The following is a 14,993-nucleotide window of genomic DNA, read 5'->3' as shown; positions in this document are numbered from 1 at the left end:
ACCTTTCTCATGGTCAGCTCAGGACCATCGTCACGCGGATGTAGTCGATGCTGAACGTGGGCTGGATCGTCATGGTCACGGCGACCTCGCCGGCGATCTCCTGGGCCCGGGTGGCCGACACCGACAGGCTGTAGGAGGTCAGGGCCTCGTCGGAGACCATGCCGGTCAGGAACGCGTCCACAGTGGACTTCAGCGCCGAGCGGACCCTGTCGTTGTTCAGCCGGCCGATGTAGGGGTTGGCCGCCGCGCGCACGCCGTACTTGGCGAAGTCCACGATGCGCCGGGTCGGGATGGCCGAGAACGGCTCGCCAGGGCCCTCGGTGGTGACGCCCTTGACCACGCGGAAGCCCTGCTTGTCCACAATGGACAGAACGCCGCGGGTGATCAGTTGGGCCTGCTCGCCGCGATTGGCCGCCACGGCCAGGCCGGGCACGGTCAGCGCCTTGTTGGTGAGGCTGGTCTGCGCCGGCGCCGAGCCGAGCAGGCCGGCGACCGCGGCCGCGGTGTAGGCGGGAGGCAGGTGCGTGCCGCCGGCCAGCGCGATGCCGGGGGCGACGAGCACGATCCGGTCGGAGGCGATGGAGTGGCCCAGGAACTCCGGCACCGTCGAGCCGGGCGCGCCCAGCACGCCGATCCGCTCGTGGTCGGCCTGCTCGGTCTCGGCCAGGTGGGCCTGCAACTGAGCGCCGAACGAGGTGGCGTCCTGGCCGGCCGGGACCACGATGTTGACGGTCTGGTTGGCCAGCAGCTCCAGGCCGGCGGCGTAGTCGTCGGCGGTGGCAGACTCACCGTTGGCGCCGGTCTTGTTGGCGCCGGTGCCGAAGTAGCCGTCGACGCCGGCGGCCGGCAGTTCGCTGCCGTGCGTGGCGTCGGCGGTGGCCGTGGCCAGCGTGGAGCCGGCGGTGACCGCGGCGGCCAGGGTGGCGCCGTCCGGCGCGACGTAGTTCTCCACGATGGAGCCGCGGTCCAGGCGCACGGCCACGCAACTGGCCGCCGCGACCTGGTACCAGGCCTGGACCTTGTCGCCGTCGGCGGCCTTGGGCGCGTCCGCGGCGGCGAAGTCCAGGGTGCCGTCCCACACCGTGATCCGCACCTGGCCGGCGGTCGGGGCCGGCGCGAACACGCCGTAGCTGGCGACCACGGTTGAGCCGGTGGGCTGCTCGGTCGGGGCGAAGACCAGCTCGCCGGCGTCGGCCAGCACGCGGATCACGCCGGCCGCCGGAGCGTCGCCCGGGCCGTAGACGAAGTCCCCGTTGCCGTAGGTCTTCACGGCGCCGGTCGGCGAGGTCACGGTGACGGTAGTGACCGAGGCGACCGTGGCGCTGTCGGTCGGCGTGGCGACCGGGGTGCGCGACAGGAAGTAGCGGGTGCCGGCGGCGGCGACGCGCTCGTTCTCCACGACCGTGCGGTAGGTGATCGCGAACGAGTCGACGCGCCGGGAAGTGCCGCGCACCACCCGGATCCGGTTGGCCGGCGAGGGCAGCACACGGGGGTGGCGCAGCGCGGTGACCGGGGCGGTCAGCTCCTCACCGGCGACGCTGCCGGCCACAGTGGACGGTGTCACGGTGACGTGGATGTTGTTGCCGTCGGTGCCGGCCGCGCGGGCGGACAGCGTAGCCACCGGCGCGCCTGCCTTGTCCCCCAACACGAACGTCGCCGCCGCGCTGCCGGCGCCGGCGACCCGGACCGCCAGCACCGAGGAGGCGCCGTTGGCGTAGGCCTGCTCCAGCGCGCGGACCAGGGTCAGCGGGGCCGCGCCGGTCGGGGCGTCGAAGTCGTCGGGCACGCCGAACAGGTCGCGGGCGGCGGCCAGGCCGGACAGGGTCACCACCTGGCCGACCGGGCCGCCCGAGGCGGTGCCCACCACGCCCAGCACCCCGGTCGCGACCCCGCCGGCGGAGATCAACCCCTCGGCCCGCACGTCGACATAGGTCGACGGAATGATCATCTCTGTCATGTGGCGCCCCATAGCAGTCGGCGATTCGCTCGTCGGCGACTGTAGGAGAGCCCTTGGCGGCCAAGGAAAATCGGAGGTTTGGACGGATATGGGCGCTCAGCTGCGGATCTGCCCGATCATGCGGGGTGGTCCCGGTGATCACCCGGCCGGAAGATCGCCTTTTCGGGCGGCGGTGTCCCGGGTCGGGTAACGCGCCCCGGGATCGACGGCGTCCAGGATCTGCCCGGCGAACACTACCGGCTGCTTATATAAGTGGAGGCTGGTATGCTCCGCGTTGGTGCGAGCCGGCCGGCGGTGTAGGGGGCATGGCATGAAAGACGTGTTGCGGGAGTTGGCCGCCGCGCGCCGGGCGATGGGCAAGGCCGGCCTGCCCGCCGGCGAGGCGTACACCGTCGAGGTGCGGCGTCGGTATGAGGCGCGGGTCGAGGAGGTCTGGGACGCGATCACCAACCCCGAGCGGGTGCGCCGCTGGTTGCGGCCGGTCACCGGAGATCTGCGGCGGTGAGCACAGCGAGTTCATCCGGCGCAGCGCCGCGGCCTGGGGGCAGGCTCACCTGGCCGCCGGTGGCGAACCGAGGCACGTCGCGGCCGCGGTCGAAGCCACCACCAGGTTCTACACGAGCTTCCCTAGGCCCGCACAGTGATCCCCCATCCGGAAGGAAAGCGCCGTGAAGTACACCAACTCGATCGAGATCGCGCTGCCGCGGGAGCGGGTGGCCCAGCTGCTGGCCGACCCGGCTCACCTGCCGAAGTGGCTGCGGGGCCTGGTGTCGCACGAGCCGGTGAGCGGGATCCACGGGCAGCTCGGCACGCGGTCGAGGGTCGTGATGCAGTCGGGGCGCCGGCAGTTCGAGGGCACCGAGACGATCACCCGCCGGGAGCCGGCCGACCTGCACGGGATCCCCGCCGGGATCGTCGTTCACTTCGACCGCGAGGTCGTCGCCGCGGGCATGTGGAGCGTCGTGCGCGACCGGCTGACCGAAGCCGGCCCGCAGACGACGCTCTGGGAGTCCGAGAGCGAATACCGGTTCCGCGGCCCGCTGATGCGGCTGGTTGGGCTGCTCATGCCCGGCGCCTTCCACAAGCAGTCGCAGCAGCACATGGAGGACTTCAAGGCCTTCGCCGAACAGGGGAAGGACGTCCGCGACGCTGCCGCGACCGGGATCTCCGACGGCGATCGCCCGGTCACGTGATCTCGGGATCGAGGCCGCCCATGCGGCGAACGCCGATCACTCGGGACGTTCGCCCGTCGACCCGTCCGCCTGCTCGCGCAGCAGGTCCAACTGGCCCAGGTGCCGGGCCGTCTCCTCGATCAGGTGGAGCATGATCCAGCGCAGCGTCCGATCCCGGTGGACTGCCTTCTGGTCCAGCGTCTCCGCCGCCAGGATCACCTCGTCACACCGCTTCTGCTCCGCGGCGTACTCCGCCAGCAGCTGGGCCATGGTCACGTCGTCGGGGACCCGGAAGTCCCCGTCCTCGTCCTCGTCGCTGAAGTCGAAGGTCAGCCCCGACTGATCGGCGAAGGTCTGCCGGAACCATCCCCGCTCGCAGTTGGTCAGGTGGTTCACCACCCCCTGCGCCGTCAGCCCGCTCGCCGTGCTCACCGCCCGCAACGCCTGCTCGTCGCCGCCCTGCACCTTCCACGCCACCAGATCCCGCTGCCGCTGCAGAAACTCCAGCAGTGACTCCCGTTCGATGTCGCTCATGGCCGTGCACGCTACGGCGGTCGTCCCCACCTCACGACCGAGTTTCGGCCGACGCCGTGAGGGCACGGCCGATCCCGGCCGCAATGGCGTAGTCGCGTTTGACTATGGATTCATAGTCGTGTTTGACTAGCGGCGTGAACAGCACACGGCTCTTCGCGCTCAGCGCCCTGGCCCGGGGTGGCGCGATGCACGGCTACGCGATCCGCCAGGCCGCCCAGCTCGACCGCACCGAGCTGTGGACCGACGTGAAGCCGGGCTCGCTCTACAGCGTGTTGAAGCGGATGGCCGACGAGGGCCTGGTCCGGGTGGCGCGCACGGAGCGTGACGGGAATCCGCCCGAGCGGACCGTCTTCGAGATCACCGAGGCCGGCCGGGCCGAGCTGGTACGGCAGCGCGACGCCGCGCTGCTGGACGTGCGCCTGCGGCCGGATCCGGTCGACCTGGCCCTGCAGTTCACCCCCGACCTGTCCCCCGACCGACTGACCACGCTGTTCACCGTGCGCCGGCAGGCCGTGGCCGAGCAGCTGGCGCAGTTCCGGCGTGAGCAGGTCACCGCCGCCCCGGACCTCACGGGGCTGGAACCGCTGATCTTCGAACACTGCGTCGCCCGCCTGGAGGCGGAGCTGGCGTGGCACGACCGCGTGCTCGACCGACTGAGGGAGACGACATGATCCTGGTCACCGGCGCCACCGGCGAGGTCGGCCGCGCTGTGGTGGATTCGCTGCTGGCGCAAGGCATTCCGGTCCGGGCCACCAGCCGCGACCCGGCCCGGGCCCGGCTGCCCGACGGCGTCGAGGTCGTGGCGGCCGATCTCGGCGACGCCTCGGCGGTGGCCGCTGCGGTGTCCGGTGTGGACGGTGTGTTCCTGCTGACCGGCGGCTCCGAGATTCCCCTGCACGACAAGACGGTCGCCACCGCGGCGGCCTCGGCCGGCGTGCAGCGGATCGTCAAGCTGTCCAGCGGACGGGCTGGCGACGACACCGCCACCGACCCGATTCCGCAGTGGCACCGCGCGGGCGAACGGGCCGTACGGGAGTCCGGCGTGCCGTGGATCATGCTGCGGCCCATGGGTTTCATGTCCAACGCCCTGATGTGGGCCGGCTCCATCCGTGAGCAAGGCGCGGTGTTCGCCCCCTACGCCGCCGGCCGGGTCACGGTCATCGATCCCCTCGACATCGCCGCCGTGGCAGCGATCGCCCTGACCTCCACCCCCACCGGCCAGATCCTCACCCTGTCCGGCCCCGAGGCGCTGTCCCCCGGCGAGCAGGTCGACATCATCGCCTCGGTCCTCGGCCGGCCGCTGCGCTTTGTCGAGGTCACCCCGGACGCCGCCCGGGCGGCGATCATCTCCCACGGCGTCGCCCCGTCCATGGCCGACGCCATCATGGCCCTGCGAGCCACCGCCCTGGAGGACTTCACCTCCGTCGTGCACCCGACCGTCCCCGAGATCACCGGCCGACCCGCGGGCGCCTTCCGCGACTGGGTCGCCCGCAATCGCGCCGCCTTCGCCTGAGGATTCCGTGCGTGTGAGCGGCCGCCGAACAAGCCACTCACACGCGGTCAGGCGGAGCGGTAGGTCTGCCAGCGAAGGTTGGAAGGGGACTTTCCTACACTCGGAGTGGAGGAAAGCCCCCTTCCTACACTTGAGTCCGCCGCGGATCGGCGGGGTCAGTCGACCGGCTCTAGTACGAAGACGGGGATTTCGCGGGAGGTCCGGGTGACGTACTCGTCGTAGTCCGGCCAGACCTGGGTGGCCCGGCCCCACCACAGGGCGCGCTCCTCGCCGGTGACCTCGCGGGCCCGGTAGTCCTTCTTGACGGTCTTGTCCTGCACCTCGACCAGCGGGTGGGCCTTGAAGTTGTGGTACCAGACGGGGTGCTGGGGCGCGCCGCCGTAGGAGGCGACCGCGGCGTAGACGCCGTCGTGCTCGACCCGCATCACCGGGTTCTTGCGCAGCTTGCCGGACTTGGCGCCGACGGAGGTGACCACGATGACCGGCACCCCTCGCAACTCGGTGCCCTCGGTGCCTCCGGACCGCTCGTACTTCTCGACCTGGTCCCGCACCCAATCCTGCGCGCCCGGCTCGTACTCGCCCTGCAACGGCATGGCTTCTGCTCCAAAGTGTGAGGGGGTATCGCCCCTCCACCTTGCTCCGTTGACCTGCCGGCCGTCAAGTGAGTCACTTGCCGCTGGCAGGTGAAACTGCCATGATGACGATGTGACCGGAGTCCGCGCCGAACAGGCCCGCCGCACTCGCGCCGGCATTCAGGCCGCCGCGCTGGCGTTGTTCGCCGAGCGCGGCTACGACGCCACCTCGTTGCAGGACATCGCCGACGGGCTGGGGCTGACCAAAGCGGCGGTGTACTACCACTTCCCCAGCAAGCTGGAGCTGCTTCAGTCGATCTGCGAGCCGGTCTACGAGAGCGTGTCGGCGATCATCGCCCGCACCGCCGAGCAGGGCACGCGGCAGCGGCGCATCGACGTGCTGGCCGAGGGGTTCGCCGATCTGACGGTGTCGAGGCGGTCGACGATCAGCGTGCTGGCCGCGGATCCGGTGATGCACGGGCGGATGAAGGCGGCCAGCAAGATGGACGAGCTGCTGGACCAGGCCGCCCGCGTGCTCTACGGCGAGGACCCGAGCCCCGACCAGGTGTTGGCGGTGCGGGCGATCGCGCCGTTGAGCGACAGCATCTCGGCGCTGCCGGAGCTGGCCGACGACGAGGCCCGCGAGGTGTTGTGCCGGGCGGTGAAGCGGCTACTTCCCCGCCGCTGACCAGTGCGGCGGCCGGCTCAGGCCGGCCGGGATGCGGGTGGCCGCGTCGCCACGGGCGGCGTTGACCTGGGACTGGGTCAGGAAAAGCGCGTCGGTCAGGTCGGCCCCGCGCAGGTCGGCGTCGCGGAAGTCCGCGCCGATGACATCGGCCAGCCGCAGGTCCGCGCCGCGCAGGTCGGCGGCGATCAGGTAGGCGCTGCGCAGGTTGGCGCCGGCCAGGGCGGCGCCCTTGAGCTTCGCGCCCATGAGGTCGGCGCCGCGGCGGTCGGGCTTCTTGCCCTTGACGGTGGCCCGCGTGAGCTCGCTGGCCTTGACCAGCAACTCGTTGACCTCCTTGCGACGCGCGGGAACGTCGACGGCCAACAGGGTGTCCACTGTGGACAGTGTGATCCGCTCGACCTGCTCGTAGGCGGCGGAGATGCGGTCGTGCAGCGCCCGGGCCGGGGACAGGGTCCGGGCCTGCGCCAGGTACCACAGCAGTTCGTGCAGCGGGAGCATGATCGTGAACGCGTCGAACACCCTCCGGCGGTCGCCGGCCTCGCGCCAGCTCACGCCGCCGAACGTGGTCTGGGAGACCTTCTGGCCCGCGCCGAAGCAGTCGAACACCGTGCATCCGGGGAAGCCCTTGGCCCGCAGGTCGGCGTGGATGCCGCAGCGGTGGTCGGCCAGCAGGTTGCGGCAGGGCGTGCCGGCGTTCTTGGTGATCGCGAAGTCGGCGGAGGCGGTGAAGGGCAGCGCGACGCAGCACAGGGCGAAGCAGTTGGAGCAGTCGGCGCGCAGGTCGTCGGTCACGGCCTCAGTATGGTCGATCGGCCGTGATCGACTACGCCGGCAGGGCCGGGTTCCCGCGCGGACGGGCGGTGGCGCGCAGGAGGTCGGCTTGGTGGCGACCAGGCGGCCATCAGCGCGGCGATCCGCTCGGCTCGGTCCACGGCGTCAGACGCTACCCAGGCCCAGTCCGCGCAGGACAGCGATTATGCCGGGCAGCGGGTCGAAGTCGGGCATGGGCATGGCGATCTGGTGCAGGATCACGCCGTCCAGCAGGTCGAGCACGATCCGGGAGTGCGCGGTCGGTTCGGTGGAGCCGATGGCCCGCATCCAGTCCCCGCCTCGCACGACCAGCGCCTCGCGGCTGCGGGTGAGGGAGTCTCGCAGTTCGGGACGGGTCAGGGTCTCCAGGAACAGGGCGTAGCGGGCGACGACGCGGGGCCGGCCCGGCCCGAGGGCGTGGCGCACGAAGCCGGCCAGGGTGAGGGCCACGCCGTCGAGGCCGTCGGCGGCCAGGCTCAGGCGCCCGAGGTCGGCCCGGTCCAGAGCCTCGATGTGGTCGACGATGCCGTCGAGCAGGGCGTCGCGGCTGCGGAAGTAGTTGGAGGTGGTGCCCGAGGGCACGCCGGCCCGCTGGTCGACGGCCTGGTAGGTGAGCCGTCTCATGCCGTCGGTGCCCAGCACGTCGACGGCCGCGTCGAGCACCTGGTCCTTCCTGCGCGCCTGCATCGGCCTACTATATCCGTAGTGAAAAATACTATGTCCGTAGTACGCTCGTGGGTATGACGAGGACGGCGATGGTGGTCGGGGGCGGCGTCGGCGGGTTGGCCGTGGCGGCCCGGTTGCGGATGGACGGCTGGCGGGTGCGGGTGTTCGAACGCGCCGAGGGGCTGCCGGAGACGGGGACGGCGCTGGGGTTGTGGCCGGCCGCGGTGCGGGCGCTGGACGCGATCGGGGTGGGCGAGGCGGCGCGCGAGCAGGGGCGTCCGCAGCTGAGAACCTCGTTGTTACGGGCCGACGGGTCCCGGGTGGCGTCGCTGACCCAGAAGGATCCGATCTGGCTGTTGTCGCGGCCGCCCCTGTTGCGGTTGCTGCACAAGGCCGCCGGCGAGGTCGAATTCGGCGTGACGGCCCCGGATGTGCGGGAGCTGACCGGGCATGACCTGGTCGTGGTGGCCGACGGCATCAACAGTGCCGCCCGGGACGTGGTGTTCGGCGAGGCCTACCGGCCGCGTTATGTCGGCGCGACCGCGTGGCGCGGCACCGTCGACGGCGACACCGCCGAGTTCACCGAGACCTGGGGCGAACGCGCCCGGTTCGGCGTCACCCCGCAGGAAGGCGGCCGCACCAATTGGTATGCCTGCGTGTTGGCCCCGCAGCGGCAGCGTTTCCCCGGGGCCGAGGCCGCCGCCGTGCGCAGCCGGTTCGGGCACTGGCACGCCGAGGTTCGGCGCGTGCTGGCCGGCATCGACGAGGACACCGTGGCCCGTAACGACTTGTACTACCTGGCCCGTCCGCTTCCCTCCTATGTGGACGGCAATGTGGCGCTCATCGGCGACGCCGCGCACGCGATGACTCCCGACATGGGCCGGGGCGCGTGCGAGGCCCTCGTCGACGCCGTGACCCTGGCTGATTCGGTGTGCACGCTGGGAGTCGAGGCCGGCCTGCGCCGCTACGACAAGCTCCGCCGCCGCCCGACCCAACGCATGGTCACGGCGTCCCTGCTGGTCAACCGGGCCGCCCACGCCCGCCGGTTCACCGGCCTGCGCGACCTGGTCGTGAAGCTCGCCGCCCGCTGAGTCCGCCGGTTGGCGGACTCAGCGGACTGCGTCAGGCGGGTTGGCCGAACCAGCGGGCGAGGTGGGCGTCGAGGTCGTGCTGGTCGTCGCCGGTCCAGGCGATGTGGCCGTCGGGGCGCAGCAGCACGGCGGGGACGTCGAGGGCGGCGGTGGGGTCGGTGATGAGGTCGACGCGGTCGGGCCAGCCGTCGACGGTCAGCTTGTCGGTGCGGTCGAGGAGCAGGCCACGGCCGTGGTGGAGGTGGTCGTAGAGGCGACCGTGCTTGAGGTCGAGGTCGCGTTGGCGGCCGCCCAGGTGGCCGGGGCCGTAGCGGATGTCGAGGGCGGTGATCTTCTCGGTCAGGTGGCGGTTGACCTCGGGCAGGGCGATCAGCTCGGCCAGGAGGCGGCGCACGGCTTGTGGGCCCGGGTCGGGGGACGAGAGCGTGGTCTGGGCGAGGGTGTTGTCGAGGACGGCGGCGGCGACGGGGTGGCGTTCGGCGTGGTAGGTGTCCAGCAGGGTGTCGGGGGCCCAGCCGAGGAGCTGGGCGGCGAGTTTCCAGCCGAGGTTGACGGCGTCCTGGAGGCCGAGGTTGAGGCCCTGGCCGCCGGTGGGCGGGTGGATGTGGGCGGCGTCGCCGGCCAGCAGGACCCGGCCGACCCGGTAGTGCTCGGCCTGGCGGGTGGCGTCGCCAAAGCGGGACAGCCAGCGCGGGGAGTGGATGCCGAAGTCGGTGCCGGCGATGGCCGTGAGCTGCCGGGAGAAGTCGTCGAGGGTGGGCGGTGTCGTGCGGTCCGCGACGACGTCGGCGGCGGGGACCACGACGCTGTAGACGCCGTCGCCGACGGGGCGGAGCCAGGAGCGGCGGATCCCGGCCATGGTGGCGGCGATCTCGGCCGGGGGCGCGGCCACGGCCATCTCCCCCATCAGCGTGTCGTGGCGTGAGGGCTCGCCGGGGAAGGCGACCCCGAGCAGTTTGCGGACCGTACTGCGGGCGCCGTCGCAGCCGACGAGGTAGCGGGCACGGAGCCGCTGGCCGTCGGCGACTGAGACGGTGACGCCGTCGTCGTCCTGGTCGAGGCCGGTGACCGTGCTGCCGTGGCGGATCTGGGCGCCGAGGTCGAGGGCGTGCTGTTCGAGCAGGGTGGTGATGACCGGCTGCGGGATGCCGATCATGTAGGCGTGCGCGGAGTCCAGGTCGGGCGCGGGGGCGGGGATGCCGGCGAAGAAGCCGCCGGCCGGGCGGCGGCGTCCGTGCTGCTCGACGCGGTCGAGCAGGCCGCGCATGGCCAGCAGTTCAATGCTGCGGACGTGCAGTCCGACGATGCGGACGAACGGCGCGGGCTCGGTTTCCTTCTCCAGCACGAGAACGCGGACGTCGTGCAGTCGCAGTTCGGCGGCCAGCATGGCGCCGGTTGGCCCGCAGCCGGCGATGATCACGTCGTACATGGTGTTGCCTTTCGGGAGTGTCTGGGGCGCTCCCGGCGACACCTACGTCGATCGCCCGACCATGACCGGCAGGGGGAGCACCCACTTCGCTGCTGCGTTCATGGGTCTCACCTCCTCGGGCGGTGTCACGGTCGTGCGCACGCTACAAGCCGGGCGGCCGCCGCGTCCACCGGTTAACGCGGCACGAGGCGTTCACGCAGGCGGGCGTGGCGGAACTGGTAGACGGCGCCGACCTGGCGCAGCACGCCGCGGCGGTGGGCGTCGTCGAGGAAAGGCAGCAGCCGCCAGGGAATCCGGCCGCGGGAGGCCAGCCAGAGGCGGGTCATGGCGAACGTGCCCCAGGCGCGGGACAGGCAGACGCTCAGGCCGACCGAGAGCCCGAACAGCGCGCCGGGCAGCAGGGCCTGGGGCAGGCCGGCGGCGGCCGGGATGATCTGGCCGCCGATGACCGCGCCGGCCAGACCGTAGGCGACGCCGCCCAGGCGGGGGACGAAGAAGTGGCCGAGCAGTCCCCCGGCGACGCCGCCGGCCAGGCCGAGTTCGAGGTCGTAGCGGCCGTCGAGGATCTCGATGCCGCTCTCGTCCGGGGTCAGCAGCAGCGCGAGGGCGAAGAACAGGCCCAGCGACACCATGAACGAGGCGGTGAACAGCAGCGTGGCGGCCCGGTCGTGGCGCAGGACGGTCAGCGGGCTGGCGACGCGGTCGGCGTCCATGGGGGTGTCGAGCCAGACGTGCACGCCGACGGCCAGGCCGAACACGCCGGCGAACAGCGCGATCGCCCCGGCCGGCAGGGACCAGCCCAGGCACAGGGCGGTGCCGATGATCGCGCCGACGGCGAACCGGCGGGCGAAGCGGCCGGCGGTGCCGTGGAAGCGGGCCTCGACGCGCAGCGGCCCGGGCCGGCGGCCGAAGGTGTGGGTGACGAAGCCGGCGGCCCCGAACGACACCCCGTAGACGGCGGCCAGCCACGGGCCGGCGGCGAGCCAGCCGGTGAGGGCGAACAGCAGCGCCGGGGGCAGTCCGAGGCACAGGCCCATGGCCAGCCGGGGTTCGGTGCGGTCCAGCCGCCACCAGGCCAGGTCGTGCTGTTCGGGCCGGGCCAGAAAGCCCAGCCAGCGTTCGGCCTGGTCGAGGCGGTAGCCGTGGAAGCGGGCGGGCCGGTCGGGCGGGGGCGGCTGGGCCGGGTACACCGCCGGCAGGTAGGAGTCGAGCAGGTGCCGTTCGATGCTGGCCCGGTCGGGAAACCGCTCGGGGTCGCACAGTTCGGCGGGGTCGCGGGCCGGGTCGGCGTAGGCGGTGCGGGTCAGGTCGACCATCAGGGGTGTGCGCAGCGCCTGCGCGAGGGCCCCGGTCGGGTCGCGGCGCAGCCGGTCGGCGATCGGCCGCCAGCGGGTCTCCCCCAGCCGCCGGCGGGCGGTGAGGAAGGCCAGCGCGTCCTCGGGTTCGACCGGCTCGATCTCCACGACCGCGGCCCGGGTCAGGAACGCGCCGGTGCGCTGCACGGCGTCTTCGTACTCGGCGCTGCGGCAGGTCACGACCAGCGGGCGGCCGCCGGCGGCGGCGCGGTCCAGGGCGTCGATGGCGGCGGTGTGCAGGGCCGGCGGGGTCTCGTCGAGGCCGTCGAGCACGGGGATGATCCGGTTGCCCAGCACCAGTCGCATGGCGGCGTCCTTGCCGTAGGCGGCGGTGTTGGCCAGGCCGGGGTATTCCTCGACGAGCTTGCGGGCCAGCCAGGCGTGCAGGTGTTCGGTGTGGGGGTCCCAGGAGGCCAGCGGCAGCAGGACCGGCACGGGTTCGCCGGCGGGCGGATCGGCCAGCAGACCGAGGGTCAGCAGGATCGCCAGCACGGACTTGCCGGCGCCGGGTTCGCCGAGGACCACGAGTTGGCGGGCCGGGACCTGCCGGAACTTGGCGACGACGTCGGTGAGGTCGCCGCTGAGCACCAGGCGTTCCGGGCCTTCGCCGGGGCGTGCGCCCAGCACGGTCGAGGCGACGGCCGCCACCTCGCGTTCGGTGCTGGACCAGCGCAGCGGGACCGGCTCGGGGCGGTTGAGCGAGCGGACCTCGGCTTCGGCGGTCCATTGGCGGGTGATCGCGGCGGCCAGTTCCTGGGCGGCGCGGTCGAGCTGGCCGGCCCGGTCGTCCTTGTCACGCGGCCGTTCGGTCTCGGGCGCGAGGTGGTTCTCGCCGCGCAGGATCTGCTCGTGCAGGCGGCGGAGCTCGGGGCCGGGGTCGATGCCGAGTTCCTCGGCGAGCGCGGCGCGTAGTCGCTGGTAGACGGCCAGCGCCTCGCCGGAGCGGCCGGCGCGGTCCAGGGCCAGCATCAGCTGGGCGTGGGGGCGTTCGCGCAGCGGGTGCTCGTCGGTGATTTCGATGAGGTCGTCGAGGACCTCGCGGTGCTGGCCGAGGGCGAGCTGCCAGTCCACACACGACTCGATCGCGGCCAGGCGCTGTTCTTCCAGGCGGGTCGTGCGGCGGGTCAGGGCGTCGGAACCCTGCCCGTCCAGGATCGGGCCGCGCCACAGCTTGAGCGCGGCGCGGATCTCCCGGACCCCGTCGCGCAGGGCCCCGCGCTCGGCCAGGCGGCGGGCGTCGGCGATACCCCGGGTGAAGCGGAGCAGGTCGAGCTGGTCCTCGTCGACGGTGATCCGGTAGCCGGAGCCGTCGGTGGCGATGATCTGTTGGCCGGTGTCGCCGAGCCGGTCCCGCAGCGCCGAGACCGCGTTCTGGATCTGTTTGACGGCGGTCGCGGGCGGCTCGTCGTCCCAGGTCGCCTCGACCAGTTTGGTCGTGGCCACCACCGAGTTGGGGGCCAGCAGCAGGGTCGCCAGGACCCGCTGGTGACGCACGGCGGGCAGCGGCAACCGGCCCTGATCGGTCCAGACCTCCAGCGGGCCGAGCACCCGGAACTCCATGCCGTCCCCCCTCGTGGGCGCCCAGCATACCCAGGTCGACCTGGGAAAAGGACGGCATGGGGACGAGCCGGGGACGGTCGTCGGCACGCTGGTTGCCCTCCACAGCACAACCGACAAGGGGAGTTCGGATGCGCAAGCTCATCTCGAGGGTGTTGATCGTCGCGGCCGCGGTCGGCGGGGTGGCGGTGACCACGGCGCTGCCGGCCAGCGCGACGCCGTGCGGGGCGGACCATCTCTACTATTGCAGCGGCAAGCTGCCGGTGCGGCAGTTCCCGGCGGCGTGGATCTCGCTGGAGACGGTGCTCGGCTCGGACCACCACGAGTCCGCGCGGGGCCGTGGGCACATCCCGGAGAACCGCTGGCTGTACCTGGACATCACCGACCCGGACGGCACGTACCACGGCTGGGTGAACCGCGTGAAGGGCAACGGCACCGGCAGCTTCGAGTTCGACGTGGTCACCAAGTACGTGTTCGACGGCCCCGGCTACAAGGTGCGGGCGTGCACCGACACCGCCGGCGTCTTCACCTGCACCGGCTGGCACTGACGCCCCTGCTTTTTTTCTACGTGAGTAGCTCAGCGGCGGGTGGTGGCGAGGACGGCTTCGATGGCGTCGGCGGCGGCCGGGGCGCCGCCGGCGGCACGGAGGTCGTCGGCCATGACGGCGAGGTTGGCGCGGATCTCGGGATCCTCGGCCACTTCCGTCACGGTGACGGCGAGGTCGGACAGGTCGGTCAGGATCCGGCCGAGACCGAGCTCCTCGACCCGTTCGGCGTTGGCCCTCTGCTCCGGGGTCTGCGGGTAGGCGATGAGGGGGACCTGGCGCAGCAGGGCCTCCATCACCGAGTTCATGCCGGCGTGGGTGAGGAACGCGGCGGCGTGGGCCAGCACCGCCTGCTGCGGGAAGAACGGCCGGATCTCGACGTTGCCGGGGATGGGGCCGAGGGCCGCCGGGTCGACGCGGTCGCCGACGGCCATGGCCACGTGCCAGTCAGTGTCGGCGAACGCCTCGATGACGGCGCGGAAGAAGTCGGGCCGGTAGTTCATGACGGTGCCCAGCGACACGAACAGCACCTTCGGGCCCGGCGGCGACCAGTCCTCGTGTCGGTCGGCCAGGGTGGGGCCGACGAAGACGTGGGAGTCGTCGAAGGTGTCGCCGTCGAGCTGGAAACGGCGGGGCAGGAACACGATCTGCCGCACGGGGGCGGGCGGATCGGCGGGCACGCCGAGGTCGGCGGCGAGCTTGACCCAGGCGGCGGCGTACTCGCTGGTGTCGAAGTCGGGCGGGATCAGCAGCCGCCGCAGCTTCGACGTCGAGCCGGCGTGGGTGGGTGACAGGGTCACGGTCGGCACGCCCAGCCGGTGCGCCAGCGGCCCGCCGTACGGGGTGAGCACGTCGTAGCAGAGCAGGTCGACCCGGTCGGCGGTGAAGACCTCCGCCAGGGCGGGCACGACGACCCGGCACACCTCGACGCCGTCCAGCAGCGACTGCCGGATGCTGGCCGTGGGTCGCACGGAGCCGCCGCGACCGGGCAGGGCGGTGGCTCCGGTGGCGGGGGGCGGGGGGCGCCCCGGGCCCCCCCCCCCCCCCCGGGCCCCCGGCCCCCCCCCGCCCCGCACGCGCCCCCCCGGGCGCCGGCGGGGGGGC

The 14,993-nt window shown here is 72.5% G+C and carries 15 protein-coding genes; 7 read left to right on the top strand and 8 right to left on the bottom strand.

Going from position 1 to position 14,993, the window contains the following annotated elements:
* Window positions 1-13: 13 nt before the first annotated feature.
* On the bottom strand, window positions 14-1,957 hold the full coding sequence (locus ACIG5F_RS00385; protein ID WP_396515066.1) for a phage tail sheath C-terminal domain-containing protein: 1,944 nt from the start codon (window positions 1,955-1,957) through the stop codon (window positions 14-16).
* Window positions 1,958-2,267: 310 nt separating this feature from the next.
* On the opposite strand from ACIG5F_RS00385, the gene ACIG5F_RS00380 reads away from it, so the two are divergent.
* Together ACIG5F_RS00380 and ACIG5F_RS00375 are read left to right on the top strand one after the other, a co-directional pair.
* The gene (locus ACIG5F_RS00380; protein ID WP_396515064.1) at window positions 2,268-2,462 is read left to right on the top strand and encodes a hypothetical protein; all 195 of its coding nucleotides are present in this window, start codon (window positions 2,268-2,270) and stop codon (window positions 2,460-2,462) included.
* A gap of 163 nt (window positions 2,463-2,625) precedes the next feature.
* Complete coding sequence (locus ACIG5F_RS00375; RefSeq protein WP_396515062.1) at window positions 2,626-3,150, top strand: SRPBCC family protein; 525 nt, start codon at window positions 2,626-2,628, stop codon at window positions 3,148-3,150.
* A 36-nt stretch (window positions 3,151-3,186) separates the two neighbouring features.
* Here ACIG5F_RS00375 and ACIG5F_RS00370 read toward each other — a convergent pair whose 3' ends face one another.
* The gene (locus ACIG5F_RS00370; protein ID WP_396515060.1) at window positions 3,187-3,663 is read right to left on the bottom strand and encodes a DinB family protein; all 477 of its coding nucleotides are present in this window, start codon (window positions 3,661-3,663) and stop codon (window positions 3,187-3,189) included.
* A gap of 134 nt (window positions 3,664-3,797) precedes the next feature.
* On the opposite strand from ACIG5F_RS00370, the gene ACIG5F_RS00365 reads away from it, so the two are divergent.
* Both ACIG5F_RS00365 and ACIG5F_RS00360 read left to right on the top strand, forming a co-directional pair.
* Window positions 3,798-4,334, top strand: coding sequence for a PadR family transcriptional regulator (locus tag ACIG5F_RS00365; protein ID WP_396515058.1), 537 nt, complete (start codon window positions 3,798-3,800; stop codon window positions 4,332-4,334).
* Window positions 4,331-5,176 (top strand): NAD(P)H-binding protein, encoded by an 846-nt coding sequence (locus ACIG5F_RS00360; protein ID WP_396515056.1) that lies wholly within the window; start codon window positions 4,331-4,333, stop codon window positions 5,174-5,176. Before ACIG5F_RS00365 ends, ACIG5F_RS00360 begins: the two co-directional genes overlap by 4 nt.
* A 155-nt stretch (window positions 5,177-5,331) precedes the next feature.
* Here the strand turns inward: ACIG5F_RS00360 and ACIG5F_RS00355 are convergent, their stop codons facing one another.
* Window positions 5,332-5,769 carry a nitroreductase family deazaflavin-dependent oxidoreductase gene (locus ACIG5F_RS00355; RefSeq protein ID WP_396515054.1) on the bottom strand — a complete coding sequence of 146 codons (438 nt, stop codon included), beginning with the start codon at window positions 5,767-5,769 and terminating at the stop codon, window positions 5,332-5,334.
* Window positions 5,770-5,881: 112 nt separating this feature from the next.
* Here ACIG5F_RS00355 and ACIG5F_RS00350 point away from each other — a divergent pair, with 112 nt between their 5' ends.
* Window positions 5,882-6,436 carry a TetR/AcrR family transcriptional regulator gene (locus ACIG5F_RS00350; RefSeq protein ID WP_396515052.1) on the top strand — a complete coding sequence of 185 codons (555 nt, stop codon included), beginning with the start codon at window positions 5,882-5,884 and terminating at the stop codon, window positions 6,434-6,436.
* On the opposite strand, the gene ACIG5F_RS00345 is transcribed toward ACIG5F_RS00350, so the two are convergent.
* Both ACIG5F_RS00345 and ACIG5F_RS00340 read right to left on the bottom strand, forming a co-directional pair.
* The gene (locus ACIG5F_RS00345; RefSeq protein ID WP_396515050.1) at window positions 6,419-7,228 is read right to left on the bottom strand and encodes a pentapeptide repeat-containing protein; all 810 of its coding nucleotides are present in this window, start codon (window positions 7,226-7,228) and stop codon (window positions 6,419-6,421) included. The two genes, ACIG5F_RS00350 and ACIG5F_RS00345, sit on opposite strands and share 18 nt — an antisense overlap.
* A 144-nt stretch (window positions 7,229-7,372) precedes the next feature.
* Entirely contained in the window at window positions 7,373-7,933 is a 561-nt protein-coding gene (locus ACIG5F_RS00340; RefSeq protein ID WP_396515048.1) for a TetR/AcrR family transcriptional regulator, read from the bottom strand.
* A gap of 53 nt (window positions 7,934-7,986) precedes the next feature.
* Here ACIG5F_RS00340 and ACIG5F_RS00335 point away from each other — a divergent pair, with 53 nt between their 5' ends.
* A complete protein-coding gene (locus tag ACIG5F_RS00335; protein ID WP_396515046.1) occupies window positions 7,987-9,003 on the top strand; it encodes an FAD-dependent monooxygenase in 1,017 nt (338 codons plus the stop codon).
* Between the two features lie 31 nt (window positions 9,004-9,034).
* Here ACIG5F_RS00335 and ACIG5F_RS00330 read toward each other — a convergent pair whose 3' ends face one another.
* Entirely contained in the window at window positions 9,035-10,432 is a 1,398-nt protein-coding gene (locus tag ACIG5F_RS00330; RefSeq protein ID WP_396515044.1) for an FAD-dependent monooxygenase, read from the bottom strand.
* Window positions 10,433-10,605: 173 nt separating this feature from the next.
* Window positions 10,606-13,347, bottom strand: coding sequence for a BTAD domain-containing putative transcriptional regulator (locus ACIG5F_RS00325; RefSeq protein ID WP_396515042.1), 2,742 nt, complete (start codon window positions 13,345-13,347; stop codon window positions 10,606-10,608).
* A 128-nt stretch (window positions 13,348-13,475) separates the two neighbouring features.
* Here ACIG5F_RS00325 and ACIG5F_RS00320 point away from each other — a divergent pair, with 128 nt between their 5' ends.
* A complete protein-coding gene (locus tag ACIG5F_RS00320) occupies window positions 13,476-13,892 on the top strand; it encodes a hypothetical protein (RefSeq protein WP_396515040.1) in 417 nt (138 codons plus the stop codon).
* A gap of 29 nt (window positions 13,893-13,921) precedes the next feature.
* On the opposite strand, the gene ACIG5F_RS00315 is transcribed toward ACIG5F_RS00320, so the two are convergent.
* Window positions 13,922-14,860: a nucleotide disphospho-sugar-binding domain-containing protein gene (locus ACIG5F_RS00315; RefSeq protein WP_396515038.1), complete on the bottom strand. Its 939-nt coding sequence runs from the start codon at window positions 14,858-14,860 to the stop codon at window positions 13,922-13,924.
* Between the last annotated feature and the right edge of the window lie 133 nt (window positions 14,861-14,993).

The sequence above is a fragment of the Kutzneria sp. NPDC052558 genome (assembly GCF_044547355.1).
Lineage (GTDB): Bacteria > Actinomycetota > Actinomycetes > Mycobacteriales > Pseudonocardiaceae > Kutzneria.
The sequence above is the reverse complement of the archived record's forward strand: the minus strand, read 5'-3'. Positions and strand labels throughout refer to the sequence as shown.

Coding starts and splice junctions, on each gene's coding strand:
- ACIG5F_RS00385 (WP_396515066.1), bottom strand. CDS start 1,957: ATGACAGAGATGATCATTCCGTCGACCTATGTCGACGTGCGGGCCGAG.
- ACIG5F_RS00380 (WP_396515064.1), top strand. CDS start 2,268: ATGAAAGACGTGTTGCGGGAGTTGGCCGCCGCGCGCCGGGCGATGGGC.
- ACIG5F_RS00370 (WP_396515060.1), bottom strand. CDS start 3,663: ATGAGCGACATCGAACGGGAGTCACTGCTGGAGTTTCTGCAGCGGCAG.
- ACIG5F_RS00360 (WP_396515056.1), top strand. CDS start 4,331: ATGATCCTGGTCACCGGCGCCACCGGCGAGGTCGGCCGCGCTGTGGTG.
- ACIG5F_RS00355 (WP_396515054.1), bottom strand. CDS start 5,769: ATGCCGTTGCAGGGCGAGTACGAGCCGGGCGCGCAGGATTGGGTGCGG.
- ACIG5F_RS00340 (WP_396515048.1), bottom strand. CDS start 7,933: ATGCAGGCGCGCAGGAAGGACCAGGTGCTCGACGCGGCCGTCGACGTG.
- ACIG5F_RS00335 (WP_396515046.1), top strand. CDS start 7,987: ATGACGAGGACGGCGATGGTGGTCGGGGGCGGCGTCGGCGGGTTGGCC.
- ACIG5F_RS00330 (WP_396515044.1), bottom strand. CDS start 10,432: ATGTACGACGTGATCATCGCCGGCTGCGGGCCAACCGGCGCCATGCTG.
- ACIG5F_RS00325 (WP_396515042.1), bottom strand. CDS start 13,347: ATGGAGTTCCGGGTGCTCGGCCCGCTGGAGGTCTGGACCGATCAGGGC.
- ACIG5F_RS00320 (WP_396515040.1), top strand. CDS start 13,476: ATGCGCAAGCTCATCTCGAGGGTGTTGATCGTCGCGGCCGCGGTCGGC.